At 70.6% G+C, this 21,940-nt stretch carries 15 protein-coding genes; 9 read left to right on the top strand and 6 right to left on the bottom strand.

Translation table 11 applies throughout. The features are described 5' to 3' along the window. Positions 1-128 precede the first annotated feature (128 nt). From JEQ17_RS14975 to serA, 5 genes are all read left to right on the top strand, one after another. Positions 129-3,089 (top strand): putative bifunctional diguanylate cyclase/phosphodiesterase, encoded by a 2,961-nt coding sequence (locus tag JEQ17_RS14975; protein WP_200395721.1) that lies wholly within the window; start codon positions 129-131, stop codon positions 3,087-3,089. A gap of 239 nt (positions 3,090-3,328) precedes the next feature. Then, on the top strand, positions 3,329-5,185 hold the full coding sequence (locus JEQ17_RS14970) for an acetolactate synthase large subunit (RefSeq protein WP_200395720.1): 1,857 nt from the start codon (positions 3,329-3,331) through the stop codon (positions 5,183-5,185). A gap of 25 nt (positions 5,186-5,210) precedes the next feature. Next, a complete protein-coding gene (gene ilvN / locus JEQ17_RS14965) occupies positions 5,211-5,738 on the top strand; it encodes an acetolactate synthase small subunit (RefSeq protein WP_200395719.1) in 528 nt (175 codons plus the stop codon). 130 nt (positions 5,739-5,868) lie between these two features. Next, positions 5,869-6,867, top strand: coding sequence for a ketol-acid reductoisomerase (gene ilvC / locus JEQ17_RS14960; RefSeq protein ID WP_143640586.1), 999 nt, complete (start codon positions 5,869-5,871; stop codon positions 6,865-6,867). A gap of 290 nt (positions 6,868-7,157) precedes the next feature. Continuing rightward, positions 7,158-8,747, top strand: coding sequence for a phosphoglycerate dehydrogenase (serA, locus tag JEQ17_RS14955; protein ID WP_189843650.1), 1,590 nt, complete (start codon positions 7,158-7,160; stop codon positions 8,745-8,747). 276 nt (positions 8,748-9,023) lie between these two features. Here the strand turns inward: serA and JEQ17_RS14950 are convergent, their stop codons facing one another. Beyond that, positions 9,024-10,586: an MFS transporter gene (locus JEQ17_RS14950; protein WP_200401493.1), complete on the bottom strand. Its 1,563-nt coding sequence runs from the start codon at positions 10,584-10,586 to the stop codon at positions 9,024-9,026. Positions 10,587-10,724: 138 nt separating this feature from the next. On the opposite strand from JEQ17_RS14950, the gene JEQ17_RS14945 reads away from it, so the two are divergent. Beyond that, positions 10,725-11,360, top strand: coding sequence for a TetR/AcrR family transcriptional regulator (locus tag JEQ17_RS14945; RefSeq protein ID WP_200395718.1), 636 nt, complete (start codon positions 10,725-10,727; stop codon positions 11,358-11,360). On the opposite strand, the gene JEQ17_RS14940 is transcribed toward JEQ17_RS14945, so the two are convergent. From JEQ17_RS14940 to JEQ17_RS14925, 4 genes are read right to left on the bottom strand one after another with little or no spacing between them, the layout of a single operon-like run. Further along, the gene (locus JEQ17_RS14940; RefSeq protein WP_200395717.1) at positions 11,338-12,027 is read right to left on the bottom strand and encodes an ABC transporter ATP-binding protein; all 690 of its coding nucleotides are present in this window, start codon (positions 12,025-12,027) and stop codon (positions 11,338-11,340) included. The genes JEQ17_RS14945 and JEQ17_RS14940 overlap by 23 nt on opposite strands. Then, the gene (locus JEQ17_RS14935; protein ID WP_200395716.1) at positions 12,024-13,058 is read right to left on the bottom strand and encodes an ABC transporter ATP-binding protein; all 1,035 of its coding nucleotides are present in this window, start codon (positions 13,056-13,058) and stop codon (positions 12,024-12,026) included. The genes JEQ17_RS14940 and JEQ17_RS14935 overlap by 4 nt, the downstream gene beginning before the upstream one ends. Then, positions 13,055-14,878, bottom strand: coding sequence for an ABC transporter permease subunit (locus JEQ17_RS14930; RefSeq protein WP_200395715.1), 1,824 nt, complete (start codon positions 14,876-14,878; stop codon positions 13,055-13,057). The genes JEQ17_RS14935 and JEQ17_RS14930 overlap by 4 nt, the downstream gene beginning before the upstream one ends. Positions 14,879-14,883: 5 nt before the next feature. Continuing rightward, entirely contained in the window at positions 14,884-16,389 is a 1,506-nt protein-coding gene (locus tag JEQ17_RS14925) for an ABC transporter substrate-binding protein (RefSeq protein ID WP_200395714.1), read from the bottom strand. Positions 16,390-16,689: 300 nt separating this feature from the next. Between JEQ17_RS14925 and JEQ17_RS14920 the strand changes: the two genes are divergently transcribed. Continuing rightward, complete coding sequence (locus tag JEQ17_RS14920) at positions 16,690-18,297, top strand: FAD-dependent monooxygenase (RefSeq protein ID WP_200395713.1); 1,608 nt, start codon at positions 16,690-16,692, stop codon at positions 18,295-18,297. Positions 18,298-18,372: 75 nt separating this feature from the next. Continuing rightward, entirely contained in the window at positions 18,373-19,116 is a 744-nt protein-coding gene (locus JEQ17_RS14915) for a DUF1963 domain-containing protein (protein WP_200395712.1), read from the top strand. Between the two features lie 110 nt (positions 19,117-19,226). On the opposite strand, the gene JEQ17_RS14910 is transcribed toward JEQ17_RS14915, so the two are convergent. Continuing rightward, the gene (locus tag JEQ17_RS14910; protein WP_200395711.1) at positions 19,227-20,810 is read right to left on the bottom strand and encodes a helix-turn-helix domain-containing protein; all 1,584 of its coding nucleotides are present in this window, start codon (positions 20,808-20,810) and stop codon (positions 19,227-19,229) included. A 174-nt stretch (positions 20,811-20,984) separates the two neighbouring features. Here JEQ17_RS14910 and JEQ17_RS14905 point away from each other — a divergent pair, with 174 nt between their 5' ends. Continuing rightward, a complete protein-coding gene (locus JEQ17_RS14905; protein ID WP_200395710.1) occupies positions 20,985-21,911 on the top strand; it encodes a proline dehydrogenase family protein in 927 nt (308 codons plus the stop codon). Positions 21,912-21,940 lie beyond the last annotated feature (29 nt).

The following is a 21,940-nucleotide window of genomic DNA, read 5'->3' as shown; positions in this document are numbered from 1 at the left end:
CGCCTACCGACGCACAGACGCGGTCACAGCGGCCATCACCACCGAAGGCCCGGCGGTCGCAGGAGGCACGCACATCCGGCACGCCGGGACCAGAGGGACTCGGGGGCGGCACGGACCGGAGAGACACAGTGAGCTCCCCGGCGGCGCTGCTGACCCGTCGTCCGGTCCCCGGGGGCGGAGTGGGTGTCGTACCGCAACTCGTGCTGGCCCTGGTGTGCGCGGGATACGCCGTCGGTTCCGCGCTCGGCTGGGGCTCACCACGACTGGCCCTGATCATGGGCGACTTCGGGCTGAGTGCGGCGGCCGCCACCGCGGCCGTGTCCTGCTTCCTCTGCGCCCGCACCCGTCGCAGCCGCTTTCGACCCGCATGGCTGCTCTTCGCGCTCTCCTCCGCCATGGCGGCGGCGGGCAACCTCGTCTGGGGCTGGTACGAGGTCGTACTGGAAGCCCCGGTGCCCAGCCCGAGCTACGCCGACCTGTTCTTCCTGTGCTTCGCGCCACCGGCCATCGTGGGACTGCTCGTCCTCGCCAAACGGCCGGTGAGCAAGGCCGGCTGGGTCTGTCTGGGCCTGGACGCCTGGCTGATCGGCGGCTCGCTGCTCACGCTCTCCTGGAGCCTCGCGCTCGCCCAGGCGGCGAAGGCGGAGGGTCCGAGCGTCCCGCACACCGCGCTGTCGCTCGCGTATCCGCTGCTGGACATCGCCCTGGTGAGCATGGTGCTCGCACTGCACTTCAGGCGCTCGGCGGTGAACCGCTCGGCGGTGAACACCGCGATCGGCGCCCTGGCCCTGACGGTCATGTGCGACGCCCTGTTCACCTCGCCCCTGATGCACAACGACTACCGCTCCGGGCAACTGCTCGACGCGGGCTGGTTCGCCGGCTCACTACTGCTCGCGTACGCCCCCTGGGTGGGGCAACGACACGGACACACGGAAGAAGAGGGGCACACGCGCGTGGTGTACGGCTACGTGCCCGGGCCCCAACAGGGACAACCGGCACACGTGCCCCTCCAGGAAGGAGGTCACAGTCGGTATCCGGCCAGCCGGCCCATCAGCAGTTCACTGGCGGCACTCACTCCCTACCTGGCCGCCGCCGTCTGCACACTGGGCATCCTCTACAACGTGCTCAACGGCCGCAGCGTCGACCGCGTGGTGCTCGTCACCGGCGGCACGGTCGTCCTCGCCCTCGTCGTGCGCCAGGGCATCATGCTCCTCGACAACATCACCCTCACCCAGGAACTGGCCCAGAAGGAGAACCACTTCCGCTCCCTGGTGCAGGGTTCGAGCGACGTCATCATGATCGCCGCTCCGAACGGCATCCTCCGGTACGTCAGCCCGGCCGCGGCCGGGGTCTACGGCCGGCCCGCCGAGGAACTCGTCGGCTCCGAACTCGCCTCGCTGATCCATCCGGAGGACCTGGGCTGTGTGGTGCACGAGGTGCGCCGCTTCCTCGCCGCCAGCCCCGGCGAGGAACCCACCACCCGCATCGAGTGCCGCTTCAAGTCCGGCGGTGGGGGAGGCTGGCTCAACGTCGAGTCGACCGTCAACCGCCACCACGGCGGCCTCATCTTCAACAGCCGTGACGTGACCGAGCGGGTCCGCCTCCAGGCGCAGTTGCAGCACAACGCCGAGCACGACCCGCTCACCGACCTGCCCAACCGCGCCCTGTTCACCAAGCGCGTCGGACAGGCGCTTTCCGGCCGCCGGTCCTCCGACCGCGGCACCGCGGTCCTCTTCATCGACCTCGACGGCTTCAAGGCCGTCAACGACACCATCGGGCACCAGGCCGGCGACGAACTGCTCGTCCAGGCCGCCCGCAGACTGCAGGACGCCGTCCGGCAGAGCGACACCGCCTCCCGGCTCGGCGGTGACGAGTTCGCGGCCCTGATCGTCGGCGACGGCGGCCGCGACCGCACCGCGCGCGAGCACCAGATCTTCGAACTCGCGGACCGGCTGCGCGTGACCCTTTCGCAGCCGTACACCATCGACGGCAACGATGTCCGGGTCGCCGCCTCCATCGGTGTCGCCTTCTCCGAACCGGGTCTCGGCGCGGGCGAGCTGCTGCGCAACGCGGACCTCGCGATGTACCGCGCGAAGGCCGCGGGCAAGGGCCGCGTCGAGCTGTACGCGCCACAGATGCAGCAGGACGTCGTACGGAAGGCCCAGCTGGCCACCCGGCTGCGGGCCGCCCTGCACGACGGCGAGTTCGCCCTGCTGCACCAGCCGGTGGTGTCCCTCGACACCGGCCGGATCACGGCGGTCGCGGCCCAGGCGCGCTGGCGCTCGGCCCAGGGCGTGCTGTTCACCCCCGCCGAGTTCCTGCGCGTCGCCGAGGACAGCGACCGCACCGCCGAGCTGGGCCGCTGGATGCTGGAGGAGGCCGTCGAGCAGGCCGCCGAGCGTGCCGCCACGGGGCTCGCCGTGCCCGTCGCCGTCCGGATGACCGCCCGCCGGCTCCTCGACCGGTCCATGCCCCTCGGATCCGTCGAGGCCCTGCTGACCCGGCACGGCCTGCCGTCCGGTGGCCTCGTCGTCGAACTGGCCGAAACCGATCCCAAGATCTCCCTGGACGAGCTGGAGCGCCGTCTCAACGCACTCCGGCGGCTGGGCGTCCGGATCGCCCTGGACGGCTTCGGCAACGGCTACGCCACGATCACCGCACTGCGCCGCCTCCCCGTCGACGTACTGAAACTGGATCGCGGTCTGGTGGAGGGTGTCGTGGAGTCCGCCCGGCTCCACAAGATCACCAGTGGGCTGCTGCGTATCGCGAACGACCTGGGCCTGCAGACCGTGGCCGCCGGCGTGGACCTGCCCGAGCAGGTCATCGCCCTGCGCTCGATGGGCTGCACACATGGACAGGGCAACGCGTTCTCCGGACCGCTGGACGAGTACCGACTGCGCCGCGCCCTCGCGGCCGGCGCCTACCCCGTGCCCCACGGCCCCGTCGAACCGATCTTCGTGGGAGGCGGCAGCAGCGGTGTCTACGCAGCTGGGAGTACGAGTGCGTACGTGGCGGGAGTGTCGTCGGCCGCGTACGGAACCGGTACGGCCCTCCGCTCACATGATGAGACTCCCGTCCCACCCACTTGACACGCACTGCGTGCCGGGGGGAGGGTCTGTGCCATGCGCACCCGAATTCTCGTACTTGGAAAGCGCGTCGGCTGAGCTGGGAAGCACCGGATCGATGACCCGGAACTCCCAGCGACCGCACCCGGCGCGCTCCCCTCGCTTGCCTCACGGCACGAGGGGTTTTTTGTTGCACAGGTGCCTGTCGAGCAGCAACTGAACACCGTACAAACCTCGCAAAAACCCTCAGCATCGAGAAGAGAATGCCGATGACCGAGCAGGCCACCGGGGCCCACCACCCGCAGCCGCGGCCCCGTTCCGGAGGACAGCAGTCCGCCCCCGAGCAGGTGACGGGAGCGCAGTCCCTCATCCGTTCTCTCGAGGAGGTCGGGGCCGAGACGGTATTCGGCATTCCCGGCGGTGCCATCCTTCCGGCCTACGACCCGCTGATGGACTCCCGGCGGGTGCGCCACGTGCTCGTCCGCCACGAGCAGGGCGCGGGCCACGCGGCCACCGGCTACGCGCAGGCCACCGGCAAGGTCGGCGTCTGCATGGCGACCAGCGGTCCCGGCGCCACCAACCTGGTGACCCCGATCGCCGACGCGCACATGGACTCGGTGCCGCTCGTGGCGATCACCGGCCAGGTCGCGTCCAAGGCGATCGGCACGGACGCCTTCCAGGAGGCGGACATCGTCGGCATCACGATGCCGATCACCAAGCACAACTTCCTCGTCACCAAGGCCGAGGACATCCCGCGGACGATCGCGGAGGCCTTCCACATCGCCTCCACCGGCCGCCCGGGCCCGGTCCTGGTCGACATCGCCAAGGACGCCCTCCAGGCGCGCACCACCTTCCAGTGGCCGCCCGCCCAGGACCTGCCCGGCTACCGCCCGGTGACCAAGCCGCACGCCAAGCAGATCCGCGAGGCCGCCCGGCTGATCACCCAGGCCAAGCGGCCCGTCCTGTACGTCGGCGGCGGCGTCATCAAGGCCGGGGCCACCGCCGAGCTGAAGGTCCTCGCAGAACTCACCGGAGCGCCCGTCACCACCACACTGATGGCGCTCGGCGCATTCCCCGACAGCCACCCGCTGCACGTGGGAATGCCGGGCATGCACGGTGCGGTCACCGCCGTCACCGCGCTGCAGAAGGCCGACCTGATCGTCGCCCTCGGAGCCCGCTTCGACGACCGCGTCACCGGCAAGCTGTCCAGCTTCGCCCCGTACGCAAAGATCGTCCACGCCGACATCGACCCGGCGGAGATCGGCAAGAACCGCGCCGCCGACGTCCCGATCGTCGGGGACGCCCGCGAGGTCATCGCCGACCTGGTCCAGGCCGTGCAGAAGGAGCACAGCGAGGGCCAGACCGGCGACTACACCGCGTGGTGGAAGGACCTCAACCGCTGGCGCGAGACCTACCCGCTCGGTTACGAGCAGCCCGACAACGGCTCGCTCTCCCCGCAGCAGGTCATCGAGCGCGTCGGACAGCTCGCCCCCGAGGGCACGATCTTCGCGGCGGGCGTCGGCCAGCACCAGATGTGGGCCGCGCACTACATCCAGTACGAGAAGCCCGCGACCTGGCTGAACTCCGGCGGCGCCGGAACGATGGGCTACGCGGTCCCGGCCGCGATGGGAGCCAAGGCCGGCGCCCCGGACCGCACGGTCTGGGCGATCGACGGCGACGGCTGCTTCCAGATGACCAATCAGGAGCTCACCACCTGCGCCCTGAACAACATCCCGATCAAGGTCGCCATCATCAACAACGGCGCCCTCGGGATGGTCCGCCAGTGGCAGACCCTCTTCTACAACCAGCGGTACTCCAACACCGTGCTGCACTCCGGCCCCGACGCCGACGGAAAGCAGCCGAGCGCCGGCACCCGCGTCCCCGACTTCGTCAAGCTGTCGGAGGCCATGGGCTGCTACGCGATCCGCTGCGAGTCCGCGGACGACCTGGACAAGGTCATCGAAGAGGCGAACTCGATCAACGACCGTCCCGTCGTGATCGACTTCATCGTCCACGAGGACGCCATGGTGTGGCCGATGGTCGCCGCCGGCACCTCGAACGACGAGATCCTGGCCGCCCGGGACGTCCGCCCGGACTTCGGCGACAACGAAGACGACTGAGAGCCGTAGGTAAAGGAAGCAGACCATGTCCAAGCACACGCTCTCCGTCCTGGTGGAGAACAAGCCCGGTGTCCTCGCCCGGATCACCGCCCTGTTCTCCCGACGCGGCTTCAACATCGACTCGCTCGCCGTCGGCGTCACCGAGCACCCCGACATCTCGCGCATCACGATCGTGGTGAACGTGATCGAGGAACTGCCGCTCGAACAGGTCACCAAGCAGCTCAACAAGCTCGTCAACGTCCTGAAGATCGTCGAGCTGGAGCCGTCCGCGGCCGTTCAGCGCGAACTCGTTCTGGTGAAGGTGCGCGCCGACAACGAGACGCGCTCCCAGATCGTCGAGATCGTCCAGCTGTTCCGCGCCAAGACCGTGGACGTCTCCCCGGAGGCCGTCACCATCGAGGCCACCGGCGGCAGCGAGAAGCTGGAGGCCATGCTCAAGATGCTGGAGCCGTTCGGCATCAAGGAGCTCGTCCAGTCCGGCACGATCGCCATCGGCCGCGGCGCCCGGTCGATCACCGACCGCTCGCTGCGCGCCCTCGACCGGTCCGCGTAGGCCTCGTACGACTTCACGTGCGACCCGTACGTGAAGTCGTACGCGCCCGTATTCCGAGACCCCGAGACTTCCCTTCCCCCTCCCGCCGTACGGTGGGACGCAACACCCAGCACACATAGGAGAGAACCCAGTGGCCGAGCTGTTCTACGACGACGACGCCGACCTGTCCATCATCCAGGGCCGCAAGGTCGCGGTCATCGGCTACGGCAGCCAGGGCCACGCCCACGCGCTGTCGCTCCGTGACTCGGGTGTCGACGTCCGGGTCGGTCTGCACGAGGGCTCCAAGTCCAAGGCGAAGGCCGAGGAGCAGGGCCTGCGCGTGGTGACCCCGTCGGAGGCCGCCGCCGAGGCCGACGTCATCATGATCCTCGTTCCGGACCCGATCCAGGCCCAGGTGTACGAGGAGTCCATCAAGGACAACCTCAACGACGGCGACGCGCTGTTCTTCGGCCACGGCCTGAACATCCGCTTCGGCTTCATCAAGCCCCCGGCCGGCATCGACGTCTGCATGGTCGCCCCGAAGGGCCCGGGCCACCTGGTCCGCCGCCAGTACGAGGAGGGCCGCGGCGTTCCGTGTATCGCGGCCGTCGAGCAGGACGCGACCGGCAACGGCTTCCCGCTGGCGCTCTCGTACGCCAAGGGCATCGGTGGCACGCGTGCGGGCGTCATCAAGACGACCTTCACCGAGGAGACCGAGACCGACCTGTTCGGTGAGCAGGCCGTTCTCTGCGGTGGTACGGCCGCGCTGGTCAAGGCGGGCTTCGAGACGCTGACCGAGGCCGGCTACCAGCCGGAGATCGCGTACTTCGAGTGCCTCCACGAGCTGAAGCTGATCGTGGACCTCATGTACGAGGGCGGCCTGGAGAAGATGCGCTGGTCGGTCTCCGAGACCGCCGAGTGGGGCGACTACATCACCGGCCCCCGCATCATCACGGACGCCACCAAGGCCGAGATGAAGAAGGTCCTGGGCGAGATCCAGGACGGCACGTTCGCCCAGCAGTGGATGGACGAGTACCACGGCGGTCTGAAGAAGTACAACGAGTACAAGCAGCAGGACGCCGAGTCCCTGCTGGAGACCACCGGCAAGGAGCTGCGCAAGCTCATGTCGTGGGTCAACGACGACGAGTGACTCCGTCGGTCGGGCCGTGGTGTCGGGTTGCCCGGTACCACGGCCCGAGCGCCTGCCTCGGGTTACGCCTCGGGGCTCCGCCCCGGACCCCGCTCCTCAATCGCCGGAGGGGCTGAGATTCACGTCCGGGTGATCCTTCTGCGGAGGCGTAAGAACAGCACCGCGCCGCCACTAGACTGCTCCACTACATACGCGTCGGGCCCACAGCGTCGTGCGTCTTCCACGCGGCAACCCCTCCACCGCATGCGGCCGTCGGGACGGCCGTCCGCATTGGACCTGTGAGGACTCACGTGAGCTCGAAACCTGTCGTACTCATCGCTGAAGAGCTGTCGCCCGCGACCGTCGACGCCCTGGGCCCGGACTTCGAGATCCGGCACGCGAACGGCGCGGACCGCGCCGAACTGCTGCCCGCCATCGCCGACGTCGACGCGATCCTGATCCGTTCCGCGACGAAGGTCGATGCCGAGGCCATCGCCGCCGCGAGCAAGTTGAAGGTCGTCGCACGAGCCGGCGTCGGCCTGGACAACGTCGACGTCTCCGCCGCCACCAAGGCCGGCGTGATGGTCGTCAACGCCCCCACCTCGAACATCGTGACCGCCGCCGAGCTGGCCTGTGGTCTGCTCCTGGCCTCCGCGCGTCACATCCCGCAGGCCAACACCGCTCTCAAGAACGGTGAGTGGAAGCGCTCCAAGTACACCGGCGTAGAGCTCGCGGAGAAGACCCTCGGTGTCGTGGGTCTGGGCCGCATCGGCGCGCTCGTCGCCCAGCGCATGTCGGCCTTCGGCATGAAGGTCGTCGCCTACGACCCGTACGTACAGCCCGCGCGGGCCGCGCAGATGGGCGTCAAGGTCCTGTCGCTGGACGAGCTGCTCGAGGTCTCCGACTTCATCACCGTGCACCTGCCCAAGACGCCCGAGACCGTCGGTCTCATCGGCGACGAGGCGCTGCACAAGGTCAAGCCGTCGGTGCGGATCGTCAACGCCGCGCGCGGCGGGATCGTCGACGAGGCCGCGCTGTACTCCGCGCTCAAGGAGGGCCGGGTCGCCGGCGCCGGCCTCGACGTGTACGCGAAGGAGCCCTGCACGGACTCCCCGCTCTTCGAGCTCGACGAGGTCGTCTGCACCCCGCACCTCGGTGCCTCCACGGACGAGGCGCAGGAGAAGGCCGGTATCTCCGTCGCCCGCTCGGTGCGCCTCGCGCTCGCCGGCGAGCTGGTCCCGGACGCGGTGAACGTCCAGGGCGGTGTCATCGCCGAGGACGTCAAGCCGGGTCTGCCGCTCGCCGAGAAGCTCGGCCGCATCTTCACCGCCCTCGCGGGCGAGGTCGCGGTCCGCCTCGACGTCGAGGTGTACGGCGAGATCACCCAGCACGACGTCAAGGTGCTCGAACTCTCCGCGCTCAAGGGTGTGTTCGAGGACGTCGTCGACGAGACCGTGTCGTACGTGAACGCTCCGCTGTTCGCGCAGGAGCGCGGTGTCGAGGTGCGGCTGACCACGAGCTCGGAGTCCTCGGACCACCGGAACGTGGTGACCGTGCGCGGCACCCTCGGTGACGGCCAGGAGGTCTCGGTCTCCGGCACGCTCGCCGGGCCCAAGCACCACCAGAAGATCGTCGCGGTCGGCGAGTACGACGTGGATCTGGCGCTCGCCGACCACATGGTCGTCCTCAACTACACCGACCGTCCCGGTGTCGTCGGCACCCTCGGCCGGATCCTCGGCGAGGCCGGCATCAACATCGCGGGCATGCAGGTCGCCCGTGCGGACGTGGGTGGCGAGGCGCTTGCCGTGCTGACCGTGGACGACACGGTTCCGCAGACTGTTCTGACGGAGTTGGCGGAGGAGATCGGCGCGACGCAGGCTCGGTCGGTCAACCTCGTGTGAGGATGCCCGCCACTGGGGGCTGCCGCCCCCAGGCCCCCGCCTCGGCCTGAACGGCCTTGTCCTCAAACGCCGGACGGGCTGAGAGGTTCTTCGGCTGCGGGTTGTGTGTGGCTGGTCGCGCAGTTCCTCGCGCCCCTAAAAGATTGCGCCGTTCCCCGCGCCCCTATTTAAGGGGCGCGGGGAACGGCGCAATCTTTTGGCGGGGGTTCGGGGGCGGAGCCCCTGAGTCAGGGACGGGAATGGGTAGGGGCGGCGGGGGCGACCAACTCAGGGTCGTCAGACGAGGGCCTTCTCCGGTTCCGCGCACTCCGTTTCGCGTACGCGGACCTGGCGCAGGCTCATCGCCGCCAGTACCGCAGCCGCCAGCAACAGCACCGCCCCGGCGACCGCGGCCGCCTGCATCCCACTGGTGAAGGCCTCTCGGGCCGCGGTCACCAGGGCGTCGCCCGCGCGGCCCGGAAGCTGCGGGGCCACGGCGAGAGCCGCGCCGAGGGTCTCGTGGGCCGCGGCCGGCGCGCCGTCCGGGATGTCGTGGCGGTACACCGCGGTACCGATGGAGCCGAGGAGCGCCATGCCCAGCGCCCCGCCGAACTCCGCACCCGTCTCCAGGACCGAGGACGCGCTGCCCGCCTTCTCCACCGGCACGGTGCCCAGCGCCAGGTCCATCATCTGGGACATCACGGTGACGATCCCGGCGGCGATGACCCCGGACCCGGCGAGGACCAGCCACAGCGAGTCCGTACCGGCGGCCGTCAGCATTCCGTAACCGCAGGCCGCGAGGACGAAGCCGCCGGAGACGACGTACGCCCGGTTGACTCCCCGCTGGACGAGCCGTGCGGCGACCGGCGCGGCGACGCCGACCAGCACGGTGGGCAGCAGCCCCCACAGCGCGGCCTCCATGGAGCTCTTGCCGAGCACCGACTGCAGGTACTGCGTGGTGAAGAGCGCCGAGCCCATCATCCCGAACGAGGACAGCAGGTTCAGTGAGACGGCCGGTGCGAAGCCGCGGCCGCGGAAGAGCGAGGGCGGGATCATCGGCGACTCGATCGTGCGCTGGCGGTGGACGAAGAGCGTGGCGAAGAGCAGACCGATGGTCACCGACATGACGTATCGGACGTTCCAGCCCTCCGAGGGGATCTCCTTGAGGCCGTAGATCACCGGCAGGACGGCGGCCATGGACAGCGGCACGCTCAGCAGGTCGAAGCGGCCGGGCGCCGGGTTCTTCGACTCGGGGAGCAGCATCGGGCCGAGGATCAGCAGGAGCACCATCGCGGGCAGGTTCACCAGGAAGACCGAGCCCCACCAGAAGTACTCCACGAGTACGCCGCTCATGACCGAGCCGAGCGCGACACCGGCCGTCATCACTCCGGACCACACGCCGATCGCCTTGGAGCGCTGGGCCTGGTCCGTGAAGAGCGTACGGATGAGCGCCAGTGTGGACGGCATCAGCGTCGCGCCGCCGATGCCGAGCACCGCGCGGGCCGCGATCAGCGTCTCGGCGCTGTCGGCGTACGCCGCGACCAGCGAGGCCGCTCCGAAGGCGGCGGCGCCGATCAGGAGCAGCCTGCGGCGGCCGATGCGGTCGCCGAGCGAGCCCATCGTCATCAGCAGCCCGGCCAGCACGAACGCGTACATGTCGAAGATCCACAGCTGCTGGGTGCCGGTCGGCTCCAGGTCCGCGCTGATCTGCGGGACCGCGAAGTAGAGGACCGAGACATCCATCGAGACCAGGAGCAGCGGCAGCATCAGGACGCCGAGTGCGGTCCATTCGCGGCGTCCGGCACGGGCGGGAGTGCCTCCCTCGGCGGGTGGAGTCGGCGGAGTGAGCGGGTCGGGCATGCCGGAAGTCGTCATGCCCAGCAATGTACGGGCGTCTTAAACGCTTGTCTAGAACGAGCGTGTAAACCTGTTGCCCAATACGCTCGTCTTATACGCCAGTCTGGGACGCTTGTTTGCCGCGGAGGTACGCTGAACCGCATGGGACACCGTGAGGATCTGCTCGAAGGCGCCAAGCGCTGCCTGCTGGAGAAGGGCTTCGTGCGCACGACGGCCCGCGACATCGTCAAGGAGTCGCGGACGAACCTGGCGTCGATCGGCTACCACTACGGGTCGAAGGACGCACTGCTCGCGGAGGCCTACGTCTCCATCGTCGAGGAGCTGTCCGACGACTTCGACGCGGGCGGGAGCGCCACGGCGAATACGGAGCCGGGGTCCCTGGAGCGGTTCCAGGAGGTGTGGTCGAACGTCATCGGGACCATGCAGAGGCCCGGTTCGATGTGGCATCTCAGCATGGAGATCGTGGTGATGGGCGACAAGGTGCCGGGCGTGCGCGACCACTTGGCCAAGGCCCAGCGCGAGGGGGCGCGGGGCATCGTCCCGCTGCTGATGGGCGGGCTGGAGGAGGACGTGCGGGAGAGGGACGTCGACACGCTGGGCAAGTTCTACATGACCCTGATGATGGGGCTCATCGCGCAGTGGACCTTCGATCCCGAGACCGCGGCCAGTGCGGAGGAACTCACCGAGGGGTTGCGGAGGGTGATCGCGAAGGCGGGGACGACGGGGGCGGGAGCCGTGGGTTCGGCGGCCGCGGTTACGGCAGAGGGGTCGTCCTGACGATCCTGCCGTCGCGCATCTCCGCCACGCGGTCGCAGAAGTGGCGTACGAGCGCCATGTCGTGGCAGATGAACAGGTAGCCGAGGCCCAGGCGTTCCTGCAGCTCGGCCAGGAGGTTGAGGATGCCCGCGCGCAGGGACGGGTCCAGCGCGGAGACCGGTTCGTCGAGCACCAGGAGCTTTGGCCCGCACGCCAACGCGCGGGCGATACCGGCGCGTTGGCACTGGCCCCCGGAGAGCTCGTGCGGGCGACGGTCTCCGAGTGACGGGTCGAGGCCGACCTGCTCCAGCAGCTCGGCCACGCGCTCGGGGCCGGTCGTCCGGTCCCAACTCCCCTGTACGCGCAGGGGTTCCGCGATCGCGTCTCGGATGCGGTGGCGGGGGCCCAGTGATCCGTACGGGTCCTGGAACACGGGCTGCATCGCCGGTCTGAGCGGGCGTAGTCGCTTCTCGTTCAGTGAGGTCAACTCGTGGCCGTCGAACCAGACTTCGCCGCCTGAGGGGCGGCGCAGCTGTAGTACGGCCATGGCTGTGGAGGACTTGCCGCAGCCCGAGGGGCCGATGAGGCCGAGGGTTTCGCCGGGGGCGATGTCGAAGGAGACGTGGTCCACGGTGGTGCGGGGGCCGTGGTGGACGACCAGGTCGCGTACGTCCAGCAGAGGGTTCACACCGACTCCAGGAACAACTCGGCGGGGTGGGTGGGGAGGTCGCGCCAGTGGTGGCAGGCAACGGTGTGGTTGTTGTGGGTTTGGGGCTTGGGGTGTTCCGTGTGGCACCGGGTCGCGTCCGCGAGGGGGCAGCGGGGGGCGAAGGCACAGCCTGGGGGGAGGTCGGTGGGGGTGGGTGGGGTGCCTGGGATTGAGGGGAGTCTGTGTCTGCGGGTGCGTTGTGGCTGGTCGCGCAGTTCCCCGCGCCCCTGGCGGGGCGCCTTGGGCTGGGGCAGTGATGTCAGCAAGCCAGCCGTGTATGGGGCCCTGGGGCGGGTGAATACTTCCTCCACCGGGCCCTCCTCGGTCAGGCGGCCCGCGTACATGACCAGTACTCGGTCGGCGTGTTCGCGGACCATGGGGAGGTCGTGGGTGATCAGGACCAGCGTGGTGCCTGTGGCCTCGCTGCGGTGGGTGAGGAGGTCGAGGATCTGGCGTCGGGTCTCCGGGTCCTGGGCTGTCGTCGGTTCGTCGGCGATCACCAGGGCGGGGGAGTGGAGCAACGCCATGGCGATGACGGCTCGTTGGCGCATACCGCCCGAGAACTCGTGCGGGTAGGCCCGCGTCTGGTCCGCGGGGATGCCGACCTCCTTCAGTGCGGCCACCGCCCGGGCCCGCGCCTCCTTGCGGGAGACCCCGTCCACGGACCGTACGGCGGCGCCCAGTTGGTCGCAGACTCGATGCACGGGCGACAGTGCCGAGAGCGCGTCCTGTGGGACGAGGGCGAGTTGGCGGCCCCAGAGGGCGGCGCGTACGGAACGGGGGGCGCCCACCAGCTCGTAAGACCCCATCCGCACGCTGCCCGTCACAGTCGCCTCCTGTGGTGGCATGCCGAGCAGGGCGCGGGCCGTGAGGGACTTGCCCGCGCCCGACTCGCCCACCACGGCGAGGACTTCACCCTTGCGCACGTCGAAGGAGAGGCCCCGCACGGCATCGACCGCGCCGATGGAGACGTGCAAGTCCCGGACGGAGAGGAGGACTTCGGGGTTCAACGGGTCGGCTCCTTGCGGGGGCGTAGGGCGGAGAGGGCGGCACGGGAGCGGGGGAGGAGGCTGGAGCCGGGGCGGGGCTGCGCGGTCGTTCTGCTGGGGCCGGGCTCCGCGTATGGCGCCGACGACACAGCCAGGGCCGCCAGCAGGGCCAGGGCCACCGCGGGGGCCAGGGCCGCCCACGGGGCGCGTTCCACGTATGCCCGTGACTCGTCCAGGAGCAGGCCCCACTCCGGGGCGGGCGGCTGGGCGCCGAGGCCGAGGAAGCCGAGGGAAGCCAGGGCCAGGGCGATGCCGGGAAGGCGCAGGAGGGCGTGACGGGTGACCGGGGCCGCCACCGAGGGCAGGACGTGGCGGGTGAGGATCCACAACGGGCTTGCCCCGATGGCCCGTTGGGCCAGCAGGAACGTCGACGCGCGGACCTCCTGCACCAGCGCCGCCGCGTGCGACGACAGGGTGGGCCAGGAGAGCAGGGCCACGGCGAGCGCGGCACCGCCCGTTCCGGGGCCCACGACGGCCGCGACCAGGATGCCCGCGATCACCGGCGGCAGCGCGTTGGCGATGTCCGAGGCGCCGGACGCCACGGCGGGCAGGAAACCGAGGGCGAGCGCGAGGACGAGGCCGGCCAGACAGACCGCGGTCGCCGTGCCGATCGTCGACGCCGCGCCGTGCCCGAGCCGCGCCAGCACATCACGGCCGAGCCCGTCCGTGCCGAGGGGATACGCCCAGGAGGGCGCCTGGAGGCGGGCGTTCGTGTCCACCGTGTACGGGTCGCGCAGCAGGCCCCAGCCGACGCAGGTCAGCAGTGTGATTCCGAGCGTCAACGGGACGGCCGGGTGCGCGCGGACCGGGCGGGCCGCGGGCAGCGTCAGCCCGGCGTCGCGCAGGGCCGGGCCCAGCAGCCGCCGCCGTACGACGGCCGCCGCGGCACCCGTGACGAGGCCGAGGGCGAGCAGCGCGAGAACCGACCCCTGAAGCAGTGGCAGGTCCTGCGACTTGGCCGCCCCCAGTGCCGTACGGCCGATGCCCGGCACCGCGAACACCGTCTCCACGGCGACCGCCCCGCCGGTCAGTCCTACGGCGACCATTCCGAACTGCGGTACCAGCGGCGGCAGTACGCGCCGCAGGGCGGCGGCCGAGATGCGTGCCCTGCCGACCCCGGCGCCCCGCCACAGCTCCACCCAGCGCTCGTCGAGGACGGGCGGCAGTGCGTCCGCGACCAGTCGGCCGAGGAGTCCGCCCGCGGGAATGCCGAGTGCGACGGCGGGCAGCACCATGTACGCGGGGCCCTGCCAGCCGGAGGTCGGCAGCAGGCCCAGCCACACTCCGCACACCAGCAACGCGACCGTCGCCAGCAGGAATTCGGGCAACGCGGCGAGCATCGCGGCGAACGCGCCGGCCGACCCCCGGCCCCGTACGAGTACGGGAGCGACGATCGCGCAGGTCACCAGGAGCGCGACCCCGAGCGCCGCGCCCATCAGGGCGAGCGAGACCTGGAGTCCGGAGACGACCGACGGGAGGACGTCGGTGCCCGACACCCAGGACGTGCCGAGGTCGCCGCGTGGCAGGCCGGAGAGCCAACTCCCCAGCAGGGAAAGGGGACCCGCGTCCAGGCCGAGGTCGGCGCGGATCGCGGCGAGGGCCTCCGGTGTGCCCTCCTGCTCGGCCGAGCGGGCGCGCAGGACGGTGAGGGCGGGGTCGCGGCCGGAGAGCCAGGGGAGCAGTCCGACGGCGGCGAGGACCGCGGCGAGACAGCCGAGCCGGGTGAGAGCGGCCCGGCCGCCCGGCGAGAACAGAGTGACCGGAGTGAACAGGCGTGCCATGAACGTCACTTGACGTAGGTGTCCGCGGTGATCAGTGCCCGCTCGCGCGGGTCGTGCTCGACGTCCACGACACCGGCCGCGTCGCCCTGGATCACGCGCTCGTGCAGCATCGGGATCGCGGCGTCGGTGGCCAGCACCGCGGCCTCCGCGTCGACGACGGCCCGGCGGCGCGCGTCACCGGTCTTCGTCCCTGCGGCCTTCTCCAGGGCCGCGTCGACCTTCCTGTCGGACAGCTGCGAGATGTTGAAGGAACCCTTCGACCCGAAGTCGCTGTAGAGGTACGCGGCCGGGTCGCCCGAGTCGAGGACGGTCGCCCGGGACAGGATGAACGCGTCGAACTCGCCCGCCAGCGCGTCGGATTCGATGTTCGCGTACTCGCGGACGTCCAGCTTCACCTTGAACCCGGCCTTCTGGAGCCGCTGTTGCAGCGTCTGGGCCACCTCGGGCAGTTCGGCGCGGTCGGTGAACGTGCCGATCGTGATCGTCCTGCCGTTCGGGTCACCGGACTTGGCGCGCTGGACCGGCTCGCGCAGGTCGGCGGCCCAGGGGAGGGCGGGGCCCAGCAGGCCCTTCGCGACGTCCGCGCGGCCCTCGTACACGCCCTTGACGATCGACTCGGCGTCGACGGCCTCGCGGGCGGCGGCCCTGAGGGAGGCGTCCTTGAAGGGGCCGCTCCCGGTGTTCAGGTAGAGGGTGTTGGTGCGCGGCATCGGCACCTCGGTGACCAGGTCCTCGTCGAGCAGCGCGGCCTGCGACACCGGTACCGCCTCGACGACGTCGGCCTCGCCGCTGCGCAGGGTGGCCGCGCGGGCGGTGCCGTCGGGCACGAACTTCACATCGATACCGGGGGACTTGGCCGTGCCGCCCCAGTAGTCGTCGTAGCGGTCGAGGGTCGCCGACGATGTGCCGTTCACCTTCGTCAGCTCGAAGGGGCCGGTGCCCGCGCCGACCGGGCTGACGGTCTTCCCGCGGTACGCCTTCGCCGCCAGGATCGACAGCTGCGGCGAGCTCAGCCGCTGCGGGACCAGCGGGTCCTCGGTTCCGGTGGTGACGGCGACCGAGTCGCCGTCGGCCTTCACCGTCAGGTCGACGCCGTCGAGGATGCGTGGCTTGGGGGAGGCGGTCGCGGCCCTCGTGAGCGACCGGACGACGGACTCGGCCGTGAGCTTCGTACCGTCGTGGAAGGTGACGCCGTCCCGTATCTCGAAGGTCCAAGTCCGGGCGTTCTGCTGCCACTTGGTGGCGAGGGCGGGCTCCGCGTCGCCGTCCGCGTCGAGCGTCACCAGCGTCTCGGCGGTCGACCAGCGCGACAGCTTGAACGCGTCGTCGGACAGCGGCGACAGCCCGGAGCGCGGCGGGTTCATCATCGCCACGCGTACGCGCTTGCCGTCGCCGCCCGCGGAGCCGCCCGCGGAATCGTCCGAGGCGGATTCCGAGAAGCACCCGGTGAGCAGCAGGGCGGAAGCCGCGGTGACCGCGGAGAGGGAGAGAAGGCGGGCGGGCAGGCGCACGGAGCACTCCGGGTAAAGGGATGGTCAATGGAGACGTGGCGCCGACCGTAGCATGATGACAATCGTTTTCAGTAGTGGGGTCCGAATGCCGACCGCCGCCGGGTGGCCGCTGTGCAAGCCCCGGGAGGGTGCAATCGTGCCTGAGCACGTTCGGGTGTACGTCGACGTGATGATGTTGTGGTCGGGTGCCGGGTGGGGAGGATCGGCCTCGTCGGTGGCCAGGGGCGGCACAACCGCGGTCACCGAGTGGCCCGACGGATCTTGACGTCCAAGGTCCAAGGTGAGCAGAAGGAGCTCGACATGGCCGTGGTGGATGCCGAGGTGGACGTGCTGATCGTCGGTGGCGGGCCGGTCGGGCTCACTGCTTGTGCGCTGCTGGAGCGTTGGGGCGTGCGGGTTTCGCTGGTCGAGAAGCGCGGTGAGCTGTCCCCCTTTCCACGGTCGCGGCTGGTCAATGTGCGGTCGATGGAGATCTACCGCGGGCTCGGGCTCGCCGGTGAGATCACGTCCGGTGCCTTCGGGCCGGAGTTCGGACGCATCCGTTTCCGGGACACCCTGCACGACAGTGACTTCGCCACGGCGGCGATGGTCGGGATCAACGCGCCGATCCCCGAAAGCCCTGTGACCGGCATCGTCACGTCGCAGGATCGGCTGGAACCCACCCTGCTCGCCGCGGCAGGGACACGGATGAGGTTCGGGGCCGAACTCGTCGACCTCACCGAAGAGGCCGACAGCGTTCTGGCCGTCCTCGTCGACCAACGAAGCGGTGAGGAGACCCGCGTCCGTGCCCGCCATGTTCTCGCCGCCGACGGTGCGCACTCCACCGTCCGGCAGCGGCTGGGAATCGGCACCGCCGGCCCCGGAGCGCTGGCGGCGGTCACCACCGTCGTGTTCGGCGCCGACCTCGACGGCTGGTGTGCCGACCAGCCCGCCGGGGTGTACTTCACCGCGCACGGCTCCTTCCTCCCGCTCTACCCCGAAGGCGGCTGGGCCTGGCTCGGCCCCACCCCCGAAGACTCCGAGCACACCGACTGGCCCGGCCTCGTCTCGCGTGCCCTCGGGCCCGGCGCAGGTGTACGGGCCGAGGTGACCCGGGTTCAGCACTGGGTGATGAACGCGTTCGTCGCCGAGCGCTTCCGGCACGGCCGGATCCTGCTGGCCGGCGACGCCGCGCACGCGATCCCGATCGTCGGCGGCCTGGGCATGAACACCGGCATCGCCGACGTCCACAACCTGTGCTGGAAGCTGGCGGGCGTCGTCCACGGGTGGGCCGGGCCAGGCCTGTTGGACACGTACGAGACGGAACGGCGGCCCGTCGCCCACCGGACCCTCCAGCAAGCGGTGGCCAACAGCAAGCTCATGTTCGAAGCGCAGAGGCTGCGCCACGAGCAGCTGCACAGCGGCGGAGCGGCGCCGACCCGGGTCGAACTGCCCTGGTCCGACAGGTACTTCGCCCAACTCGGTCTCGTGCTCGGCGTCGCCTACCGATCCGACGCCGTCCTCAGCGACGCCGTGCTCACCGACACCCTCCTCACGGACGGCAGCACCCCGCCCGAGCCGTCCGAGACGGGCACGGACTACGTCCCCAGCGCGGAGCCCGGCCATCGCATGCCGCACCTCTGGCTCACACCCGACCGCTCCACGCTCGACGCCTTCGGCGAATGGTTCACCCTGCTCACCCCTGACCCCGCCGCCTGGGAGCAACAAGCCACCGCACCAGGGGTGTTGCACATCGAGCGCCTTCCCGACGAGCACGCCGATCTCTGTGGCCTGAGCCCCCGGGGAGCGCTGCTCATCCGGCCCGACGGCCACATCGGTGCCCGCTGGCGCGACTGCCCGCCGAGCGACAACATCCTCCGCCACGCGCTGACCGCGCTCACCGGTCACGACGAGACTCGGTCCGGCTGACCGAGGACCGGCCTGCTGCGAAGTGGCCGAGGACACAACCGGGGTGTGTCAGACCGCTGTTGCACACTGTCGGTCATGAACGCACTTGACGAATATCGGGCGGCAGCCCGCAAGCGGGGCGTGCCCGAGGATCTTCTCGGCAGGGCGCTGAGGCTTGCCCGACCGCGTCTGGAGCTGCGGTCGATGGAGGGCTCCGACGCTCCGGTCGTCGGACAGTACGGAGGGCATCCCCAGCTTCCACCGGACGTCGAATGGACCGGCTTCCCGGCGTTCATCGCGTCGGTCGACTGTGCCGCCGTTCCGGTCGGCGAACTGGATATCCGGCTGCCGGAGGACGGGCACTTACTGTTCTTCGCCAACAACAGCGAGCCGAGTTACGTCCCGGGGCCGACGCAGGAAGGCCGGGTCGTGTATGTCCCGGCCGGGACGGCGACGACGGAACGGGCCCCGTCCGAGGAGGACGCGTCCTACACGTTCGAGCCGTACCCCCTGCGAGGCCGGCTCGACCGGTTCATGCCGGACAACAACCACGACATCGCCGACCAGGAAACCGTGCGCCTCATCCACCCGTACCTGCTGGACCACTGGGACGAGACCATGAACGGCGAACTCACCCTGGGCGGATACGCGTCGGTGATCCATCACGACCCGGCCCCCTGGCCCGTCACCGACGACGACTCATTCGTCATGCTGGCCCACGCGGATTTCACGTTCGTGGACACGCCCCTCAGCTGCGCCGCGTCCTGGCTGATCCGCCCCCGGGAGCTGGCGGAACGGAACTTCGAGAACGTGCGGGTCGATTTCCAGTCCTACATGTGATGCCGCCGCGGGGCGCTCACGGGCCCGGCTGACCGCTTTTGAACGCAGGGCGCCTGGAGCCCCCGTGCCTGCCCCCCCGTGCCTGCCCCTCGCGCCTAAAGCCCCCGCGCCTAGAGCCGCCGCGCCTTGAGCCCCATGTGCAGGAGCAGGCGGTCCTCGCCGTTGGCCAGGTCGAGGCCGGTGAGTTGTTCGACGCGGGAGAGGCGGTAGTAGAGGGTCTGGCGGTGGATGCCCAGTTCGGCGGCGGTGCGGCCGGCCTGGCCCGCGCAGTCGAGGAACACCTCGGCGGTGTGGGCGAGTTCGCGGTGGGCGGGGGCCAGGAGCGGGCGTACGGCGGGGTCGTGGGAGGCGGTCGGCGCCAGCGTCGTCAGCAGGCGGTACGGGCCGATGGACGACCAGTGCGCGACCGGGCCCAGCCGCGGATCGGCCAGCGCCGCGCGGGCGGCGGCCGATGCCTGCTGCCAGGCGGTCGCGAGGTCGGCGAGACCGGAGTGGGGAACGGCGATCCCGGCCACGACCCGGCCGGGGCGGGGGCCGTGCGGCTCCGGAGCCTGTCCGGCAGCCCCCACCGCTCCCGCTGACCGCCCGGCTCCCTCTGTCCGTCCCGCTGCCGCTGTCCGCCCGGCTCCCTCTGTCCGCCCCGCTGCCCCTGTCCGCCCCGCTCCCTCTGTCCGTCCGGCTCCCCCCGACCCCGCTGTCCGTCCGGTTCCCTCCGACCCTTCGTCCGCCCGCGCGGCCTCCGCCTCGCCCGGGTGGTTCGTCGGCTGGGCCTGGGCCGCCCCGGTGCCCTTGCCCTGGCCGCCCTTGCTCGGCGGCTGGGCCGGGCCCCGGCCGCCCTGCGTGCCGCCGGTCTGCTGGTGAGCCCCTGGGGGGCCGGGCTCGGCCGGGGAGGACTGGGGGCGCCCTGATCCCCGTACCCCCTCCGCCCTCTCCAGCAGCCGGGCCGCCGCCGTTGTCGCCGGGGTGAGGACCTCCGGTGAGCGCAGGCGGACCAGGAGGGCCAGGCTCTGGGCGGTGGAGCCCCAGGGGAGGGCGCAGACGGCGGTGGCGGACGGGATGGTGCGGACCGACGGGGCGTCGTCCGGGTGGGACGAGGGCCAGGGGGCCACGCAGACCATCGTGTGGAGGCCCTCGCCGCGGGCGCCGAGCTCCGTGTGGAGTTCGGCCAAAGCCATGTCGCGCTGCCAGCCGCTCTCGGCGGTGAGGACCGCGCGAAGCTCACGGCTGAGGTCCGCGCCCGCCTGGGCCTCGTCCGCCAGGAGGGCACCGATGCGCGGGGTGACCTCCATCGCCGCGGAGAGCTGCTGGTCGGTGGGACCCGGATCGTCCGACAGCAGCCACACGTACCCGAGGACCACACCCCGATGGCGTACGGGGAGGCAGACGCGGCCCCGGTGGACGCCCGCCTCGGGGGTGGGCGGGATACGGACCGGCGCCGTGGCGCGGGCGATGCCGAAGCCCTCGAACCAGGTGCGGACCGCCGAGGTCGAGCGGCGCGTGAGGATCGAGCGGGCGCGTACGGGGTCCAGCGCGGAGGCGTCCAGCTCGCCCTCGCTGTCGTACGCGCCGAAGGCGATCAGCTCGAAGTCGCGGTTCTCCAGCGTCGCGGGGGCGCCGAGGAGCTCCGAGATCTCGTCCACCAGCTCCTGGTATTCGCCCTTGGGATCCGATGTCACCCGGGCATTCTCCATCATTTCCCCGCGCCTTCATACATCTGTCTGAGATCCAGGGCACGGATGCGTGACAGCTGTCGATGGCCGACGATCGGAGGGATCCTTAGGTTTCACGGTGGTTCTCCGTGTCGTACCGGAACGCCGCCGGGCGGCGGCGGGTACGGCCTTCCGCCGGCCTTGTTGTGGAGGTGCCCCGTGCTGGGTCCCGTGATTCTCGCCGCTTCGCGCAGCGACCGGATGCGTCGTCTGATCTCGGCGGCCCCGGTGACCAAGCCGGTCGTCGACCGCTTCATCCCCGGTGAGAGCGTCGACCAGGTCGTACCGATCATCCAGGACCTCACGGCCAAGGGCCTGGAGGTCACCATGGACGTGGTCGGTGAGGACATCACCACGCCCGAGCAGGCCACGCTCGCCCGTGACGCGTACCTGGAGCTGATCGACCGCCTCAAGCAGCTGGAGCTCGGGGAGCGCGCCGAGATGTCGGTGAAGCTGTCCCTGTTCGGGCAGGCGCTCCCCGGTGGCCACGAGCTCGCCCTCGCCAACGTCCGTCCGGTCGTCGAGGCCGCCGCGGCCATCGGTACGACCGTCACGCTCGACGCCGAGGACCACACCACCCTCGACTCGATGTTCGCCATCCACGAGGAGCTGCGGAAGGACTTCCCGGAGACCGGCTGCGTCATCCAGGCCTACCTCTTCCGCACCGAGGCCGACGCCCGCCGTCTCGCCGACAGCGGCAGCCGCGTACGGCTCGTGAAGGGCGCCTACAAGGAGCCCGCCGAGGTCGCGTACCAGCAGAAGGCCGAGACCGACAAGGCGTACGTCCGCATCCTGCGCATCCTGATGGAGGGCGAGGGGTACCCGATGATCGGGTCCCACGACCCGCGCCTCATCTCCATCGCGCAGGAGCTGGCCCGGCGCGCCGGGCGCAAGCCCGACGAGTACGAGTTCCAGATGCTGTACGGGATCAGGAGCGACGAGCATCTGCGGCTCGCCGCTGAAGGGCACCGGATGCGTGTCTACACCGCGTACGGCACCGACTGGTACGGCTACTTCATGCGGCGCCTCGCCGAGAAGCCGGCCAACCTCCTCTTCTTCGGCCGCTCGATCCTCACCAAGAGCTGACGCCAACCACCCCGCTCAGTTAAGGAGTT

This window comes from Streptomyces liliifuscus, from assembly GCF_016598615.1.
Lineage (GTDB): Bacteria > Actinomycetota > Actinomycetes > Streptomycetales > Streptomycetaceae > Streptomyces > Streptomyces liliifuscus.
This window is presented reverse-complemented; position numbering and strand designations above follow the sequence as displayed.